The following is a 16910-nucleotide window of genomic DNA, read 5'->3' on the forward strand; positions in this document are numbered from 1 at the left end:
TATCATTCCTCGTCACCTGTGAAGCTTATGTGAAATTTCACTTGTAAAACTAGTTAACTTACCTAATTGTTCTAGTGAGCCGAATCATCCAAATTTGCGAGGGGCCAAGCCGCATGCCCGTAGATCATGAGAGCAGAAAGCTACTGACAATAGGGCGCAATGACCTCTTGAGAGACGGAGGCGATGACCAGTTCCGGAACATGGTCCATAACCTTTTGGCACTATCGGCTCGACTCGAACAAATACGCAATCGCTTCGGGTCTTTTATTGGCCTTTCCGGGCCGCAATATACGATGCTTGTCACCGTCCGGCAGGTCGAGGGTGAGAAAGGCATCGGAATCCGTGGATTATCCAACTATCTGTCTTTATCCCCGCCTTTTGTAACGGTTGAGACTACGAAATTGGTGCAAGCGGGTATCCTTGAGAAGCGCTCGGACCCAGATGATTTGCGGCGTATTCGACTGACTGTTTCGCCTTCGGGAATAGCCTTATTGGAGCGCCTCGCGCCAATGCAACGCGATATCAATAACTTGCTTTTCTCACCCGTAACTGCCGCTGATTTTGACCAAATATGCGAGCTGACAGAAGATCTGGGGCAAAGCGCCGACCAAGCACTGCGATTGTCTGATCAACTTTTGACCACCGATAGGAGCGCGCGAAAGGCATGAGTGAGAATTCAACAAACCTCAGGCAGGCTCTAGGGCAATTTCCCACGGGCGTCTGCGTTATAACCTGCAAAGCTGAAGGCGGCGACTTGCTCGGGATGACGATGAGCTCGTTCAACACGTTGTCGCTAGACCCGCCATTGGTCCTGTTCAGCATTGACCGACGCGCAAACAGCTTGCCACTTTGGGAAGCGGCAGACGGATATGCAGTTAATGTGCTGTCAGAATCGCAGCAAGAGATATCGAATCGTTTCGCTCGACCATTGTCCGACAAGTGGTGCGGGATTGACTTTAGGACAGGCTATGCCGGAGCGCCTCTGCTTCTTGGCGCATCGGCAGTCTTTGAATGTGCCCGGTTTGCACGCCATGACGCTGGCGATCACGTTCTATTCATAGCCGAGGTAAAGCGTTTCGCCAGCGATGGTGATCGTCGCCCACTGATTTTTGCTCAGGGCAAGTATGGTGCCTTGCAAGATAGCCATGATGGCGTGCCGCTGTGGCCGCTGAATATCCATTATTGACAATTTGACGGGCCAACTGGCGCAAATCCGATCCACAAGGAGGAACAATTTATGATCAAAACTGGTGAACAGCATATCAACTCTCTGCGCGATGGGCGCGAGATTTTTATCAACGGCGAACAGGTCAAGGACTGCACGACACATCCAGCATTTTCCGGCGTGATCGAATCCGTCGGCAAGATTTACGACTTTCAGGCGAAACCCGCCAATCGTGACCTGATGACCTTTCAAATCCCCGGCAAGGACGATCGTGCAAATCGTATCTGGCAATTGCCCAAAAGTCATGCCGATCTGGTCGAGCGCCGTAAGGGCCTCGAAGCCTGGACAGAACTGCATGGTGGCTTTTTGGGCCGTGCGCCTGACCATGTAGCATCATGCATTTCGGGTATGTATATGGGTCTCGATATCTTCAAGGCGCATGACAAGGCGCGTGCCGATGCACTGGCGGGGTATTACGAATACGCTCGCGACAACGAACAGTATCTGACCTATGTCATCATCAACCCGCAGGCTGACCGCTCGAAACAAGCCAATGAGCAGGCCGATCCCCACCTGACCGCCGGAGTGGTTGATGAGGATTCCGAAGGCCTGACCATCCGCGGGGCGAAGATGCTGGCGACAGGCGGCATCATGGCGAATGAGGTTTTCGTAACCTGCATTCAGCCCTTGCGCGACGGGGAAGAGCCCTATGCGGTTTCCTTTGCCATCCCGATGAATACCAAGGGTTTGAAAATCCTGTCTCGCAAATCCTACGAGCAGGCCGCGCCGAGCGTTTTTGACAACCCTCTTGCCAGCCGCTTTGACGAAAATGACTCGGTCCTTTATTTTGATGACGTCAAAGTTCCTTGGGATCGGGTCTTTGTGAATCAAGATTTGGCCATGACAGCGGCGCAATTCCACAAGACGCCGGCGCATGTCTATCAGAACTATCAGGCGCAGATCCGTCTGAATGTCAAAATGCGGTTTCTGATGGGGCTGGCCCGCAAGATCGCCGAAACGAACGGTGTGATCCAATTTCCGCAAGTGCGCGAAACGCTAGCCAATCTGGCTGCGCAAAGCACAATGGTCGATGCGTTGGTCCACTCGATGGAAATCAAGGGGCAGCAGCGCGGCGAGTACTTCATTCCCGATCCAAGCACGCTTTACGCGTCGCAGGTGTTGACCCAGCAAATGTATGCACCGCTCGTGACCTCGATTCGCGAGTTGGCGGGTGGCGGGCTGATCATGCTGCCCTCGTCAGTTGAGGATTTCGCCAATGCAGATTTGCGCGAGTTGATCGGCAAGACCCAGCAATCGCCGACAACCTCGTCCGAAGGGCGGGTGAAGTTCTTCAAATTGGCTTGGGACGCCTTGGGATCTGAATTCGCCGGGCGCCACATGCAATATGAAATGTTTTATGCTGGAGCGACCTTCGTGACCAAGGGGCACAATTTCCGTACCTTCGACTGGGACCGCTGCACAGGACTGGTTGATCGGATGCTGGACAGCTATCGGCTGGAAGATGAACTAGCCAACATGAAAACCGCAGCAGAATAAGGAGCAACAATTATGGCAATCGACAAAGAACACAAAGAGTTTTACGCCATCGACATGGGACCGGACGGATGGCACGTGCCGCCGGGCTATCCCGACGGGATCAAACAGAAAATCCTGGCTGGAAAACTGGACGAAAAGGCAAAGGTCGGCAACCGGACGCGCCTGCTGCGCTTTGGTCCGGGCGTGTTCACGACCGCGCCCTTCGTGCATGATTACTGGGAAGAGGTGTATCTGGTCGAAGGTGACCTGACCGTCGGCAACGACGAAAATGGCGAAGGCGGCGAAAAGTATCAGCCGCACACCTATGCTTGCCGCCCACCCGGCGCCTATCACGGGCCGTTCAAATCCGAAGAGGGCTGTGTCCTGATGGAGATCCACTACTATGATCAGGAGGCGGGATGAAGCCGCTTGCTGAGCTAGAACGGCAATTGAAGACAGGAGAGGTCAGCAGCGCCGAGCTGACCTCAACCTGCCTTGACCGGATCCTAGATGCTAAAGGTGAGGGCAGCCGCACCTTCACGATGATTGACCCAGATCTGAGCTGCGGCACCGCACACAACGCAGACACTCTACGTAAGCGGGGTGATATTTCGTCGCCTCTGGCCGGTATTCCGGTGTCCATCAAAGCGCTGTTTGATATTGGCGGTAAGGTAACAACCGCCGGATCGACCGTTCTGGCCACTGCCGCCACCGCCCGCGCTGATGCTGCGGCAGTGGCGCGTCTGCGCGCCGCCGGCATGGTGGTGATGGGTCATACGAACATGACTGAATTTGCTTATTCAGGCCTTGGCCTCAATCCCCATTACGGAACGCCGGGGAACCCGGCAGATCGCTCGCGGATACCAGGCGGATCGTCGTCGGGGGCTGCGGTATCCGTCGCCGATGGCATGGCTGCTGCGGCACTCGGCACCGATACGGGCGGATCATGCCGAATTCCTGCCGCGTTTTGTGGCTTGGTCGGGTTTAAGCCGACAGCGCGCCGCGTGCCACTTACCGGCGCGTTTCCCCTGTCGCAGTCCTACGATTCCATTGGCCCCATTGCCCGTACGGTCGATTGCTGCGCGCGCCTTGACGCGGTACTGGCCGACGATCCAACGCCTGAACCCGAAATGCCGCCACTTGCCGACTTGCGCATAGCAGTTCTGGATAACTACGTCACTGAAAGTATGGAAGAGCCGGTCGCGCGCGCCTATCAAACTGCGCTCGATGTGCTTGCCAAAGCGGGGGCTGTCCTGACATCGCTGCGCCTCGACGGTCTGGATGATCTGCCTGCTCTCAACGCACGCGGCGGGATCATCGCCGCCGAAGCGTTGCAAGTCCATCAGGAACTGCTCAAAACCCACGGCGATGCCTACGACCCCCGCGTCGCGGTGCGCATCCTCAAAGCCGAGTCACAATATGCCGGCGAACTGGAGGATCTGCTTGCCAAGCGTACCCAAATGATTGCTGTCGCGGATGCAGCGACGCGCGACTTTGATGCCGTGCTGATGCCCACGACACCGATGGAGGCACCTCGGTTTGATGCCTTGAATGCTGATGAGGATCTCTACGGAAGCACCAATCTGCTGGCGCTGCGCAATCCCACAGTCGCCAATTTCCTAGATCGCTGCGCAATTACCTTGCCGCTGCCGATCGGAAGTGGCCTGCCGGTCGGATTGATGTTGATGGGGCGCACGATGGGTGATCGTCATCTATTGGCCATCGCACGTCGGGTCGAGATGAGCCTCGGTTAGGTCAAAGACGCAGAAGTTGTGCCATGATATTCTGGTTGAAGGCCGTGATATGCGCACGCACGGCCTTCTCCGCACGGTCGGGATCGCCTGCTGCGATGCCTTCCAGTATCTCGGTATGCTGTTCGCACACATGAACGCCGTGGTTCGCCGCCCGCAACGAGATCGACCAGAAGCGAATCGATCGATCATGCAGGTTGCCGACCAGATCCGCCAAAATTCTGTTGCCCGAAGCTCCGTTTAACAGGCGATGAAATTCACTGTCGAAGGAAATCATCGCATCGATATCTTTTGCGCGCGCGGCAGTCCAGTTACCATCCAAGTTTCGTCGCATCGCCGCGATATCGTCGGCACCCGCACGTTCGGCGGCCCAGCGAACGGCCTGTGCCTCGGTCAGCAAGCGCACCTCTATGATCTGAACCAGATCATCGATGCTGACCGGTGCCACCACGATCCCCTTGCGGGGGATAACTTCCATCAGACCTTCGAGAGTCAGCCGGTCCACCGCTTGGCTGACTGGCGTTCGTCCGATGTCGAGATCGCTCGCTAGATCGGTCAAAGTAACCGCTTCGCCGGGTTTGAGGGTGCAATTGATGATTTGCCGACGGATCGTTTGATAGGCCTCCGAGCGCAGCGACACTACACGCTCGCGAGGTTTGCCGTGGATCGCCTTTGCTGTGGATGCAGCTGTCTTTTCCATGGCCGTGGGCGCTCCTTTAGCAGTGGTTCGCATTCTAGCCCGCGATGGGCAGTGAACCGATATTGTAGCCAAATGTAATGCTGCGCGACAATACCGGGTCTTCCAGTTCGCACTCCAGCCGTCCGGCAGTTTCGATCCCGCCGATGGCAGGCAGCGTTCCCCCGAACATCGCCGTTCCGTCGGCCAAACCTTCCGAACCGGCGTATCGCTGAATCAGATCCTTGGGTGTCAGAAGCCCCGAAACCTTCCCCTCTTGATAGAGGCTACGGCTCTCGTCATCAACGCGCCAACTGCGCAGAATCAGATCATCCCAGTGCTGCTCGACTTCGGCGAAGGGCCAGACCGTGCCAGCGATCGGCTTGTCACACATTTGCTTGGACAGCGCGACGCCGTGGGTCTCTGCCGCGCGGTCCGTATGGTCAGACCCCACACCGACATAAAGTGCACCCTTCTGAGCGAAAATCACCGGCTCGACCTCACCCGAAGATGCAGTGCCAAGAACTTCGATTTCCTCTGCAACGGTCAGGCGCGCGGCCGCTGCACGATAGAAAGTGGGTGTTTCCTTGGGGCGTGGCACGCCTAGCGCTTCCAGTTCGCGGATGTGATGCTCCATAGCTTCGGCGTCTCGGCCCGCCCAGCCGGCTATGACCAGGTGGGAAATGTCCATATCGAGGGCGGAGCTATCTTTCTGGCTGGCGACCAGCATCTTAAGTCTCATGTCTCAACTCCTGTAAGCGCATTTTTGTGGGTTCGTGGGCGGCAAGGATCGCTATTGCCGGTCAAACAAATTACAACCCTACAATAATATGCTTGTGAAATTTCACAAGACTTTTTATAGTTTTCCGAGTCGACCATCCAGAACGAGGGAGGATGATCGCATTTTCGAGGCTTTGGGAGGAGTTCAGATGTACGACCAAATGAAACTACGCAAAATTTTTGGCGGTGCCTTACTGGCAGCTGCGCTCGCGCACGGCGCGGCCGCGCAAGACAAACCGGACAGCTTGGATGTAGGGGTATTCACATTCATGTCGGGGCCTGCCGCCGCCTACGGGATGCCCGGCAAGCAGGGTGCCGAAATCATTATCGAGCAAATCAACGCGGACGGGGGCGTCGGCGGTGTGCCGATCTCGGCCAGTTTCGTCGATGAGGCGCAGGGGGCAGAGGGCGTGCTTTCCGAGTATCGCCGTCTGGCAGAGAACGGCACGACCGAAGCCATGATCGCGGCGCTGTCATCAGGGCATTGCCTTGCACTTGCGCCGGTCGCCGATCAGTTGAAGATGCCGACCATTGGCTGGAACTGCGACACGCACCAGCTGTACCAAACCGGTGAGTTCGACTATTTCTACCGCCCGAACGGCAATACCATCGCTGAGTTTGTGGCTTTTGCGCTATATTTTCTGGACCAACACCCAGATCTAAAGACGGTTGCATTCATCAATCCCGACTATTCTTTTGGCCATGATGCCGCCGAAATCGTCAAGGCGGCCATCAAAGCACTGCGACCCGATGTCAAAGTGGTGGCCGAACTCTACCCAAAGCTAGGCTCGCCCAGCTATCAGACCGAGGTTTCTCGTCTTTCGGCTGCGCGTCCAGAAGTGATTTTCTCAAATCTGTGGGGCGCGGATCTGGAGAACTTCGTCCGTCAGGCACAACCGCGCGGCTTGTTCAATCAAAGTAATGTGGTCCTTGCCTTGGGGGAGACGATTCTAGAACGTATCGACCTGCCTGAGGGTGTAACCGTAGGTGTTCTGGGTGACGGAATGTGGAACTCGCCTACCGCAAAGGAGATCGGGCGTGCCGAAGCCTTTGCCGAAGCCTATCGGGAAAAATTTGGTGAGAATCCGATCTTTCCATCGGTCAAGATGGCCAACGCTTTCCTCGTTTTGAAATCAGCCTATGAGGCCGCGATGGAAGAGAATGGCGGCACTTGGCCAACTAAAGACCAAGTTGTAGGTGCGCTTGAAGGTATTAGCGTTACCACACTGACTGGCGAAGTCACCTTTCGCGCGGATAATGACGGAATTGTCGACCAGATCGTCGGTACAACGGTCAAGCCAGAAGGCGCAGAGCATGTCACTATCGGAAACATGGTGCGCTACGACGGCAAAACCCTACTTCCGCCAGAAGGCGAGGATGCCCTCGCATGGATCAGCAAGCTGACGCCTGAGTTCATGGACAATTTACCCGATGCAGGCAGCTACAAGTAAGCTGCATTCATCGCAGTCCCAGCCGCCACTTCGGTGCGCGGCTGGGTTTCATGGCGTAAAGACCGCTGTTGGATCACGAATTGTTCAGGCTTTTTCATGACACAAACTCTCATACCGCTTCTCGTTGATGCACTGGCCAATGCCGCGCTGATCTTTTTCGTCGCCGTCGGTCTAACGCTCGTCTTTTCCGTTCTGCGCATTCTAAATGTGGCGCATGGCAGCTTTTACTCAATCGGAGCCTACGTTGCGGCCTCCCTTGGTTTGTGGATCGTCAGCATTGGCGCTCCGCCTTGGTTGACCTTTCCGGCGCTGCTTTTGTCTGCAGCGTTGGTGGCGGCTCTTTTCGGGCCATTGATCGAGCATACTCTGATCCGCTGGACCTACGGCAAGAGCGAAGCAGTGCAGATTCTTGTTACCTTCGGATTGTTTCTAATTCTCGAAGACCTTCAGCGCCTATTGTTTGGTGTGCAATCCATCTACTCGGACACGCCCATGTCGTTGCTTGGCGTTTCTGAAATCGGCGGCATTATTTATCTCAACTATCAACTTGTTCTGGTCGGGCTGGCCGTCATGGTGCTGGTTGGCCTGCGCGTATTCGTCCGACATACCCGGACTGGACGCCTACTTACGGCTGTCGTCGCGGATCGCGAAGTATCGCTGGCCATGGGAATTGACACAAACCGAATGTTTATGATCGCCTTTACGCTTGGTGTCTTTCTTGCTGCATTAGGTGGGGCGATGGCGACGCCTACGACGGGGGTGGCACCCGGTCTTGGCGCTGACACGATGGTTCTGGCGTTCGCCGTGGCCGCGATCGGAGGGCTTGGTCAGGTCGAAGGTGCAGCCTTGGCCGCGATTATCGTCGCCCTTGCGAAAGTGCTGGCCATCTACTTCATGCCGGCGCTCGACGCGGTCGCGCCTTACATCGTCATGGTCGTCGTCCTCAGTATCCGGCCTCACGGCCTTTTCGGCACCGCCCAAACCCGGAGGATTTAATCCATGCGCCTTGTGCATATCATTATTGCAGTGGGAGTTCTTCTGGTCGCGCTCGTCCCATTGGCCCTGCCGTTCCTCGAGTTTGTCCTGACCATCGCCATCGCCAAAGGCTTTGCAGCGCTTGGTGTCGCCTTGCTCTTGCGGGCGGGGATGATTTCCATCGGTCATGCCATGTTCTATGCCGTGGGGGCTTATACCGCCGCTTTTCTGGGTACCAAGCTGGGTGTGACCGACTTGGCGGCGATGCTGCTGCTGGCCCTGCTGATGTCCGCCCTAACCGGGCTTATTCTCGGGGCATTCCTCGTACGCTATCGCGCGATTTTCTTTGCGATGCTGAATCTGGCGATCTCGATGGTCGTATTCGCTTTGGCCTCTAAATTTTACGGGATTACTGGGGGTAGCGATGGCCTGCGGGTGCCTATTCCCACCATCTTTGGATGGGCGCCTGACAAACCAGTTTTCGACACGGTGCTGTTCTACGTTGCTCTCACTCTCGCGGTGTCCATTGGTTATTTGGTCTATCGCTATCTCAAAAGCCCGCTTGGGCATGCACTTGCCTCAATCCATACCAACGAAGTTCGTCTCGAATATCTGGGCGTATCAGCTTGGGCCGTATTGCTTGCCGCCTATGTCATCTCGGCTTCGTTGGCGGGGATCGGGGGGGCTATCGCCGCCGTCTCTATCGGGCACGTGCTTCCGGAATACGCATTCTGGACCGAGTCAGGCCACTTTGTGCTGACTGCAGTTCTGGGCGGGATAGGCGGTGTCGTCGGGCCATTCATCGGGTCTATCTTTCTGGAAAGCGTACATAGCGTGGCTGTTAATTATGCTGCAGAGTATTGGAACATGATCATGGGTGCTGCCCTCTTGATCGTGATCTTCTTTCTACCCAGAGGCCTCTACGGACTAATCGAGCGACGGAAGCCCAACGGGGAGGACAAGCTATGACCACTAAACCGCTTCTGGAAGCCAAAGGACTCGAAGTGGCATTCGGCGGAGTCCGTGCAGCCGACAACGTAAATCTCCAAATCCATAAAGGAGAGTTCGTGGCAATTATCGGCCCGAACGGATCGGGAAAAACAACGTTCTTGAACTTATGCACGGGCTATATTCGCCCCGTCGCGGGCGAAGTGCTCCTCGATGGTCGTTCGATCACCAGCATGGCCCCGCGAAAAATCGCGCGCCAAGGAATAGCGCGCGCCTTTCAGATCCCGCAGCTCTTTACCGAACATACCGTTATTGAGAATCTGATGCTGTCAATTGCTGCCCGTAGGGGTATCTGGCAAGCGTTGGCGCCGCTCGATAGGCCGGACTATCGAGCCGAGGCGATGGAGCTTCTCGAATTGCTCGAATTGGCCGACCACGCCGAAGTCGCCACAGGAACATTGTCCGAAGGATTGCGCAAGCTGGCCGATATCACGGTTGCATTCGCTTTGAATCCGCAACTCTTGCTCTTGGATGAACCGACGTCGGGCGTCAGTTCCCTTGAGCGGTTCAGCATCATGGAAACTCTTATGGCAGCGATGCGTAAGCGTGAGCTAACAGCGCTCTTCGTGGAGCATGATATGGAAATCGTCGAGAAATACGCAGATCGCGTGGTGGTATGGGACAGCGGCAAAGTCATGATGGATGGGTCACCGGATCAGGTTCTGAAAGATCCCCGCGTCCTAGAAAGCGTGATTGGAGTAGCCTGATGCTAGAATTAAGTGATATCCATGTCGAAATCGCCGGGGCACCTGTCCTACGGAGTGTCAGCTTTGCATTAGAACCCGGCAAAGCGACTATCTTGATCGGCCGCAACGGCGCGGGCAAGACCACTACATTGCGCACCATTATGGGGCTCATAAAAGCGTCGCGGGGAGAGATCCGCATTGACGGTGAACGGCTTGATCAGATGCCGGCCCACGCCCGAGCGGGACACGGAATAGGCTATGCGCCCGAAGACCGGCGCCTGATTCCGGAATTCACAGTTGAGGACAATATCCTACTGCCAGCGCTCGCGCTAAAGGTGCCCTCGGCCAAGCGAGCCACGCAGCTGGAGGAGGTATATGATTTCCTGCCCGAGCTAAAAAAGATGCGCTCGCGTTCAGGCGGTGGAGTGTCGGGCGGGCAGGGCAAGATGGTAGCCTTGGGTCGCGCCCTGATGCTGGCGAGAAAGGTCTTGATGCTCGACGAGCCGTTTCAGGGCCTAGCTCCCGCGCTGGCACTGGACTATGCGCGCACTCTTTCCCGCCTACGCGACGCCAAGCCAGAGATCGCGATTCTGATCACGGAATCCAGCCCCCACCTTTTGAAAGCGGTCGCCGATGTGACACTCATGATTGAGCGTGGCAAAGTCGAAGTTGCATAGTCATAAAGCAACCGCAGTAGTCCGAAGCGCCTGCTGGGCGCTGTCAGATCAAATCGGCTTAAGCGGGGCAGGGCGGCTTGATAGCGTTGCGCCATGACGAAATGCTGCCCCTTTCGCTATTTCAAGACGAGCGCTGAGATCATCCGCTTGACGGTGATGCTACGTGTCCGTTTCCCACTTTTGCTTCGGAACGTGGAGGATCTACTGCACAAACGCGGCATGAATGTGAGTCATAAGACGGGTCGATTAGGGTTGAACAGATTTTGGTCGATGTTTGCGGCCGAGGCCCAAATGAGATCCAAAGAGAGCATGCGGTCAAGCCGCTGCTGGACTCCCTCTGACCAGACGTCCTCATGAGGGTGATGTAGGACAAAAGTAATCTGCTTCGAAACTAGTCGCGTTTACATCAGCTGGGATTCAAATCGGCAGATCGTCACAATAAAATCAGATGGTTAAGTGGTGGAGAAGGTTCGACGGGGGTCCCGTTCCCTCCGCCACTTGCCCTTGAGACAACTTTCTCCCTATCCGGCTGCGGCCAAATTTTTCCGTTATGTTCGAAGGTTGTGCGGGTTCGGTTGAGCACCGCCCATGCTAGAAATCGTGTATATCCGCTCTCTCTGGGCCGATATTCTCTGTAGCTGATGACTGCGCCATTTTGGCGTTTAGGTTGTAAGATTCTGTTTTTGGGTGATTTTTAAAAAGCCCCATTATTGACTTCGACGCCAATCTCGTTCGGCCATGTGGAGCTGAAATCGGAACCCGGAACTCTGCTGAGGCCCACACTACAACGCTAAAAGGAGCTCGCCATGATGATCCACCGCGCCGGAGACCGGCCTTCGCAATTCCCAAGCAGTGAGTATTTCACCGGCAAGGTGCGGTTTGATCCGGTAGTGTCGGGTGACGACCCCTCACCGGTCAAAATCCTGTCGGTGTCTTTTGAACCTGGCGCGCGGACAGCGTGGCACACCCATCCCGCCGGTCAAACACTGCATGTTTTGTCGGGCACTGGGCTGGCCGGGTCTGAGGGCCAGCCGGTGCAGGTGCTGCGTTCGGGTGATACGGTCTGGTTTGCGCCAGGGGAGCGACATTGGCACGGCGCGTCTCCCGACTGCGGAATGACGCATTTGGCAGTGCAGACTTCTGTCGATGGCAAGACTGCCGACTGGATGGAGCATGTCGCGGACGAGGATTACAACGCCTCGCGCGCCGAGTAAAATCGAACGGAGCAGCCCACAAAAAGCCACTAATGCCGAAGGCTCATTCTGTCCGCCTAGGGTGAGTTCGTCTGCCCCCAGAATTCGTGGGCGTAGCGAATTTCCGGCCTGGTGAAGCTGCGCCGCGGCGCTGAACGATGTGATGATGGCCCGGAATGGGCCGGTGGTACCCCTCTGCCATAGAAACAACGGCTTGCATAAATGCTCTGCTCCGGTGCAAATTCATCTCATGCCGGTTAAAGAAATATTCGCCATCGCCGACGTCCGCATTCCGGTCAAACGCAAAAAGACCCTAGATCCCGGAAAAGTTAGTGATATCGCCGAGGATATGCTGGAAAATGGCCAAACCACCCCTATCCGTCTGCGCACCGGTAAAACCGGCGGCTATGTTCTTATCGAAGGCTATCACCGTTTAGAAGCACTCCGCGCCCTCGGCGAAGACAAAGTCGAAGGGTATCTGGTCCACGCCCGGCTGCACTGAATGTATTGGTCGCCGTTTTAGTACGGCAGTTGTCGCCCTGCAGACCCTCGTTTGCAGCCCCGAATGCTGCACTGTTCATGAATGGCAGAAACGCGGGAGCCGCACTGCAGCGTTGGCAGATAGTGTAAAGGGCGCTCTGGGCCGTTCATGTTGAGCGACATCGCTTCTCCGGGTGCAGTATGCTGCACCGCGGCATGTCGGCTTAGCCCTAATCGGACACAAGTGTCTTTGACGGGCAAAACTGTTATAGTTGATCTTTAGTTGGCTGTAGAGCGCCGAAGCGCTTCGAAGGGTCGTTGAAACATGCTGAAGCTTCCGCCACCGATATGGGCCCTCCTCATCTTGATCCTCACGGCGGGCGCGACCTACATGGCCGGGTGGCCCATCGTACCTTGGGCACATAGCCTCTCCGTTGGCATCGCGCTCTTCGCGATCAGTTTCATTGCTCCAGTTTGGGCCTTGATATTGTTCCGTCGTGCAGGCACCCAGATTAATCCCACTTCGGCTACCAACAACAAGTTGGTCACCGACGGACCATTTCGGTTCACTCGCAATCCTATGTATCTGGGACTCGTTCTCCTCAGCCTCGGAGTAGCTGTGGCGACAGGCGCTATACTTATGTTCGTCGCCCCCGTCTTGGTATTCGCTATTGCGAATTGGGTCCACATCCCTTTCGAGGAAGCCAAGATGCGCCGCCAGTTTGGCCCGGCTTTCGACGCCTACGCGCGCAACGTGAGACGGTGGCTTTAGGCCCTCGCTTGTTACGGTTGCGCGATAAAATCGGCCCCGCGACCGGACGTCTGGACTGTCCGCGCGGCAGTCCTTCGCTTCTGGAAAATTCTGCGCAATGCATGAACGGCTGTTCTGGTGAAGCTGCAATGCGGCGTAGACAAGCCCGGTTAATGTCTCCTGTGGACCGGTCGCAACGGTCGGCACAGGGCGGGGAGATGCCGTTCCCTGCGGGTGCATGGGATTTAGGATTAGGAGAAGCGGCCATACACGGCACAAATGACCGCGGCATCCTTGCTGCGACAGGTACTAAGGTCTGCAATACGCAGAAACTGGACTCTGCATTGCTGAGTAAGCGGAACGCTTTGACGGGCATTCGCCCCTGCAAATGACAATCACATTCGGAGGCAGAAGAGATGCACATTTGGCAATAGCTCGGGCTAACTTTTAGGCTGCTTCTGGCTATTGAGCGGACCTTAGACATATTCTGCACTAAAGGCAGCTTCTCTAATTGGGTGTTTGGATCATTGTCGCTCATCCGGGTCACGCTTCTCTTCGCAGACTTGTTGATACCGCGATGGCACCGCTGCGCGCATATGTCGGATCGGCAGTGGAGAGCCTTGCTTAGAGACGCGCTTCAAGGTGCGCAGCAGCCATTTCGACTTCTTCCACAGACCTCGTCCGGTGAGGGACGACCCGGTCAAGTTGGGTGGTGGGCGTATCAGATCATGCCGTGTCCTCCACCTGTGCCGGACGGAATTCTGTGCCATCTGCCCACATCCGATGGAACAAGACGGCGAGTTTGCGGGCGACAGCAACGACAGCACGACGGCGACCTTTGGTTCGGATCAGCCTCATGCCCCAGGATTTGATCTGCGACCCGGCCATCGTGCGCATCAGAAGCGCATTGGCCGCTGCGTAGAGCGTCGCACGGACATCTCGCTCGGTCGCCTGACAGCGCTGCATTGATCTGGCGCGCTTCCATGTAAACGACGTCAAAGCCTTCCTCCTTCAGGCCGAAGTACAAATGCTGGCTCATGGTGCCGGCTTCAAAGCCTAGGGGGCAATATTCGGTGCCAATTGACACAGACATCAATCTCCCTGATTGCGCTTATAATAAGAAAGGCTGATTTCATGCGGGCACTAACGGAAATTGCACCATCCCGATCAGTCGGTGGTATCGTGCTGATGTGTGCTGGCATCGCATGCCTTAGCGTCAATGATGCTATTGCCAAGACACTTACCGACAGTTACGCGCCGGTTCAGATTCTCTTTATTCGCAATGCCATCGCGCTACTACCCGCATTGCTGATCGCCGTCAGCATAGGGGGTAAGGCGGCGCTTTGGTCCTATAGACCCATGGCACATCTGGTACGGGGTATTATCTGGACTTGCGCTGCCATCATGTTCTTTCTCGGCCTGAGGCATCTTGGACTTGCCGAGGCGACGACTTTGGTATTTGCAGCCCCGATTTTCATCATCGCACTCTCAAGCATTTTGCTGAAGGAGCACGTGGGCTGGAGGCGATGGTTGGCCGCGGTCGTCGGTTTTATCGGAGTATTGGTTGTCGTTCGCCCCGGCAGTGCGACCTTTCAACTGGTCGCACTGTTCCCGGTGGGTACGGCATTGTTTTACGCTCTGCTGATGATTGGCTCGCGATGGGTTGACCCGCGGGAAAGCACGTGGACCGTGATGCTTTACTTGGTCGGGGCGGGCGCCTTGATAAGCGGTATCCTCAGCCCGTTCTACTGGGTCGCGATCCGGCCCGAAGACATCTGGCTGTTCATCTGGATAGCGCTTTTCGGGACGGCCGGGATGACATTGATCACCCAAGCTTTCCGTTTCACCTCGGCCTCGGTCGTCGCGCAATTCGAATATACTGGTCTCTTATGGGCCACGTTACTGGGATGGCTCTTTTGGCGAGACGTCCCTGATTTGACGACCTTCGTGGGCGCGGGCATCATCGTGATCAGCGGGCTTTTCATCATATTTCGCGAACGGCAGTTGAAATGACATCGAAAAATCAACGGTTCAGCAAATCAGAGGCTAATGTTGAAATGATCACGACTACTCAGCGACCTACCACGACCAGGTTCTGTGAGATCATTCTCACTGTTGATCCGGACGCGCAGCCTCTCAGCTTGCTTTCGATGGCCATGTTGAACAGCGCTAGATTTCTACGGCGATCAGCAAGATCAAGGCACACGCGAATGGCCCAGTGACAGCCAAAACGAGATCGACACGCCACACCATTTGGACACGTATCCACTGGCCGACAGGCGATTGCAAAGCAATCCGCCGAGAGGCTGTGGTGCCGTGGATCAGAACGGTCAGTTCATCGACATCAGACTAACCGCTGCCGACAGTCGATACGCGCAGTATCGATTAGAGGAGCCAGGCGTGACGCCAAGGCGGCCAAGGCCTTACTGAAACCGGCGCCATTGAGCGCGTCCGCCTTCCGCCGCAGTATCTGCGCCTCGGGATCCACCCTGCCAAATCGCGACAGCGTGCTCGCGGCGCGCTGCAGGCCGTCGTCAAAACCGTTGTGATCAGGATTGGCAGTGGATGAAAGGAAGATTGTCATCGCGCAAGCCAAAACCATCTGAGGATCTGCATTTGTGTATTTTAGCTTGACCGCAGGAGGGCGATTCTGGACGGCGGGCTTTAACTGACTGCACCAGAGATGTCTCTGATAAACTTGTCTTGCGACTTCTATTGTCGCCGCCCCTTGTGCAGGGCACTAAGACTGTGGGGTCGCAATCGAAGCCGACAGTATGTCAGGCCTATACTGTGACGATATCAACTTGTTTGTTGCGCCCCGCCGACGAAGTTGCCGTCTTCGCCACCACTGAAACAGCCGACACTTCCCTAGTGGCGGCACGGCGAGTTTCCCTGCATATTAGAGATGTCCCCTGCAGGAGCTGCGCTGATGATCCGCCAATTTCTGATTCTTACTTTCTTGACGCTTGCCGCCTGCGCCTCAGAGCAACCGTCCGACAACGTTGGCCGCGCAAGTGGATTTGGCGAACGGGACCCAGTCGAATGGCAGCAGGGCCACGCGCCGCACCGATACGATGTTCACGGCATCGACGTTGCGCGGTTTCAGGACAGCGTCAATTGGCATGCGGCGCGCGACGCAGGTGTGCAGTTCGCCTTCATTAAGGCGACCGAGGGCGGCGACATGCTTGATCCGCGATTTGACGATCATTGGCGTGGCGCGCGCAGTGCGTCCATTCCTCGCGGTGCATATCACTTCTTTTATTTCTGTACCTCTGCGGCCGATCAAGCTCGCTGGTTTGTCCGCCATGTCCCGCGCGAAGCGGGAGCTCTGCCTCCGATATTGGACATGGAGTGGAACGCATTCTCGCCCACCTGTCGCAAGCGGCCCCCCGGCGAAATCGTCCGGGGCGAGGCGAAGGTCTTTCTCGACAGGCTGGAACGCCATTATGGACAGCGTCCGATTATCTATACAACGCCTGAATTCTATCGTGTGAACGAAATGCAACGGATGGAAGGCGAAGAATTCTGGCTCCGCTCGACCGCAAAGCACCCGCGCGAGGTCTATCCGAGCCAGCACTGGAGCTTTTGGCAATATTCCGGCACCGGCACCGTGCCGGGCATCAATGGAGACGTAGATCTGAACGCATTTTCCGGCGGAGCGTCGGAATGGAAACGCTGGCTGGCGAATAGGCGTCAGTAACCAAATTTAAGGGGACGGCCAACCCAAGGTTATAACGTCTCGACGGTGGCGCGTGCAGCCCGCGTCTGCCTCCGCCTCAAA

General features: G+C 56.2%; 18 protein-coding genes. 15 read left to right on the top strand and 3 right to left on the bottom strand.

Annotated elements, in window-relative coordinates:
• Positions 1–113: 113 nt before the first annotated feature.
• From U3654_RS04050 to U3654_RS04070, 5 genes are read left to right on the top strand one after another with little or no spacing between them, the layout of a single operon-like run.
• The gene (locus tag U3654_RS04050) at positions 114–668 is read left to right on the top strand and encodes a MarR family winged helix-turn-helix transcriptional regulator (protein WP_324754079.1); all 555 of its coding nucleotides are present in this window, start codon (positions 114–116) and stop codon (positions 666–668) included.
• The gene (locus tag U3654_RS04055; RefSeq protein ID WP_324754080.1) at positions 665–1186 is read left to right on the top strand and encodes a flavin reductase family protein; all 522 of its coding nucleotides are present in this window, start codon (positions 665–667) and stop codon (positions 1184–1186) included. The genes U3654_RS04050 and U3654_RS04055 overlap by 4 nt, the downstream gene beginning before the upstream one ends.
• 51 nt (positions 1187–1237) lie before the next feature.
• On the top strand, positions 1238–2722 hold the full coding sequence (locus tag U3654_RS04060; RefSeq protein ID WP_324754081.1) for a 4-hydroxyphenylacetate 3-hydroxylase family protein: 1485 nt from the start codon (positions 1238–1240) through the stop codon (positions 2720–2722).
• Between the two features lie 12 nt (positions 2723–2734).
• Positions 2735–3124, top strand: coding sequence for a cupin domain-containing protein (locus tag U3654_RS04065; protein WP_324754082.1), 390 nt, complete (start codon positions 2735–2737; stop codon positions 3122–3124).
• Entirely contained in the window at positions 3121–4455 is a 1335-nt protein-coding gene (locus tag U3654_RS04070) for an amidase (protein ID WP_324754083.1), read from the top strand. Before U3654_RS04065 ends, U3654_RS04070 begins: the two co-directional genes overlap by 4 nt.
• Position 4456: 1 nt before the next feature.
• On the opposite strand, the gene U3654_RS04075 is transcribed toward U3654_RS04070, so the two are convergent.
• Both U3654_RS04075 and U3654_RS04080 read right to left on the bottom strand, forming a co-directional pair.
• Positions 4457–5152 (bottom strand): GntR family transcriptional regulator, encoded by a 696-nt coding sequence (locus U3654_RS04075; protein WP_324754084.1) that lies wholly within the window; start codon positions 5150–5152, stop codon positions 4457–4459.
• A gap of 34 nt (positions 5153–5186) precedes the next feature.
• Positions 5187–5870, bottom strand: coding sequence for a DUF2848 domain-containing protein (locus tag U3654_RS04080; RefSeq protein ID WP_324754085.1), 684 nt, complete (start codon positions 5868–5870; stop codon positions 5187–5189).
• A gap of 34 nt (positions 5871–5904) precedes the next feature.
• Between U3654_RS04080 and U3654_RS04085 the strand changes: the two genes are divergently transcribed.
• The 8 genes from U3654_RS04085 to U3654_RS20445 all read left to right on the top strand — a co-directional run bounded on the left by U3654_RS04085 (position 5905) and on the right by U3654_RS20445 (position 13150).
• On the top strand, positions 5905–7359 hold the full coding sequence (locus U3654_RS04085) for an ABC transporter substrate-binding protein (RefSeq protein WP_324754086.1): 1455 nt from the start codon (positions 5905–5907) through the stop codon (positions 7357–7359).
• 33 nt (positions 7360–7392) lie between these two features.
• Positions 7393–8355, top strand: coding sequence for a branched-chain amino acid ABC transporter permease (locus tag U3654_RS04090; RefSeq protein WP_324754087.1), 963 nt, complete (start codon positions 7393–7395; stop codon positions 8353–8355).
• 3 nt (positions 8356–8358) lie between these two features.
• Positions 8359–9303, top strand: a complete 945-nt coding sequence (locus U3654_RS04095) for a branched-chain amino acid ABC transporter permease (protein WP_324754088.1) — start codon at positions 8359–8361, stop codon at positions 9301–9303.
• Complete coding sequence (locus U3654_RS04100; protein ID WP_324754089.1) at positions 9300–10049, top strand: ABC transporter ATP-binding protein; 750 nt, start codon at positions 9300–9302, stop codon at positions 10047–10049. The genes U3654_RS04095 and U3654_RS04100 overlap by 4 nt, the downstream gene beginning before the upstream one ends.
• Entirely contained in the window at positions 10049–10705 is a 657-nt protein-coding gene (locus tag U3654_RS04105; protein ID WP_324754090.1) for an ABC transporter ATP-binding protein, read from the top strand. The genes U3654_RS04100 and U3654_RS04105 overlap by 1 nt, the downstream gene beginning before the upstream one ends.
• Positions 10706–11511: 806 nt before the next feature.
• Positions 11512–11919 (top strand): cupin domain-containing protein, encoded by a 408-nt coding sequence (locus U3654_RS04115; RefSeq protein WP_324754091.1) that lies wholly within the window; start codon positions 11512–11514, stop codon positions 11917–11919.
• A gap of 214 nt (positions 11920–12133) precedes the next feature.
• Complete coding sequence (locus tag U3654_RS04120) at positions 12134–12400, top strand: ParB N-terminal domain-containing protein (protein WP_324754092.1); 267 nt, start codon at positions 12134–12136, stop codon at positions 12398–12400.
• Positions 12401–12769: 369 nt separating this feature from the next.
• Positions 12770–13150 (top strand): methyltransferase family protein, encoded by a 381-nt coding sequence (locus tag U3654_RS20445; protein ID WP_416384579.1) that lies wholly within the window; start codon positions 12770–12772, stop codon positions 13148–13150.
• Positions 13151–13855: 705 nt separating this feature from the next.
• Here the strand turns inward: U3654_RS20445 and U3654_RS04125 are convergent.
• Positions 13856–14128: a hypothetical protein gene (locus U3654_RS04125; protein ID WP_324754093.1), complete on the bottom strand. Its 273-nt coding sequence runs from the start codon at positions 14126–14128 to the stop codon at positions 13856–13858.
• A 135-nt stretch (positions 14129–14263) separates the two neighbouring features.
• Between U3654_RS04125 and U3654_RS04130 the strand changes: the two genes are divergently transcribed.
• Positions 14264–15142: a DMT family transporter gene (locus U3654_RS04130; protein ID WP_324754094.1), complete on the top strand. Its 879-nt coding sequence runs from the start codon at positions 14264–14266 to the stop codon at positions 15140–15142.
• A 916-nt stretch (positions 15143–16058) separates the two neighbouring features.
• Positions 16059–16829, top strand: a complete 771-nt coding sequence (locus U3654_RS04135) for a GH25 family lysozyme (RefSeq protein WP_324754095.1) — start codon at positions 16059–16061, stop codon at positions 16827–16829.
• Positions 16830–16910: the final 81 nt, after the last annotated feature.

It is taken from the genome of Roseovarius sp. Pro17, from assembly GCF_035599575.1.
GTDB lineage: Bacteria > Pseudomonadota > Alphaproteobacteria > Rhodobacterales > Rhodobacteraceae > Roseovarius.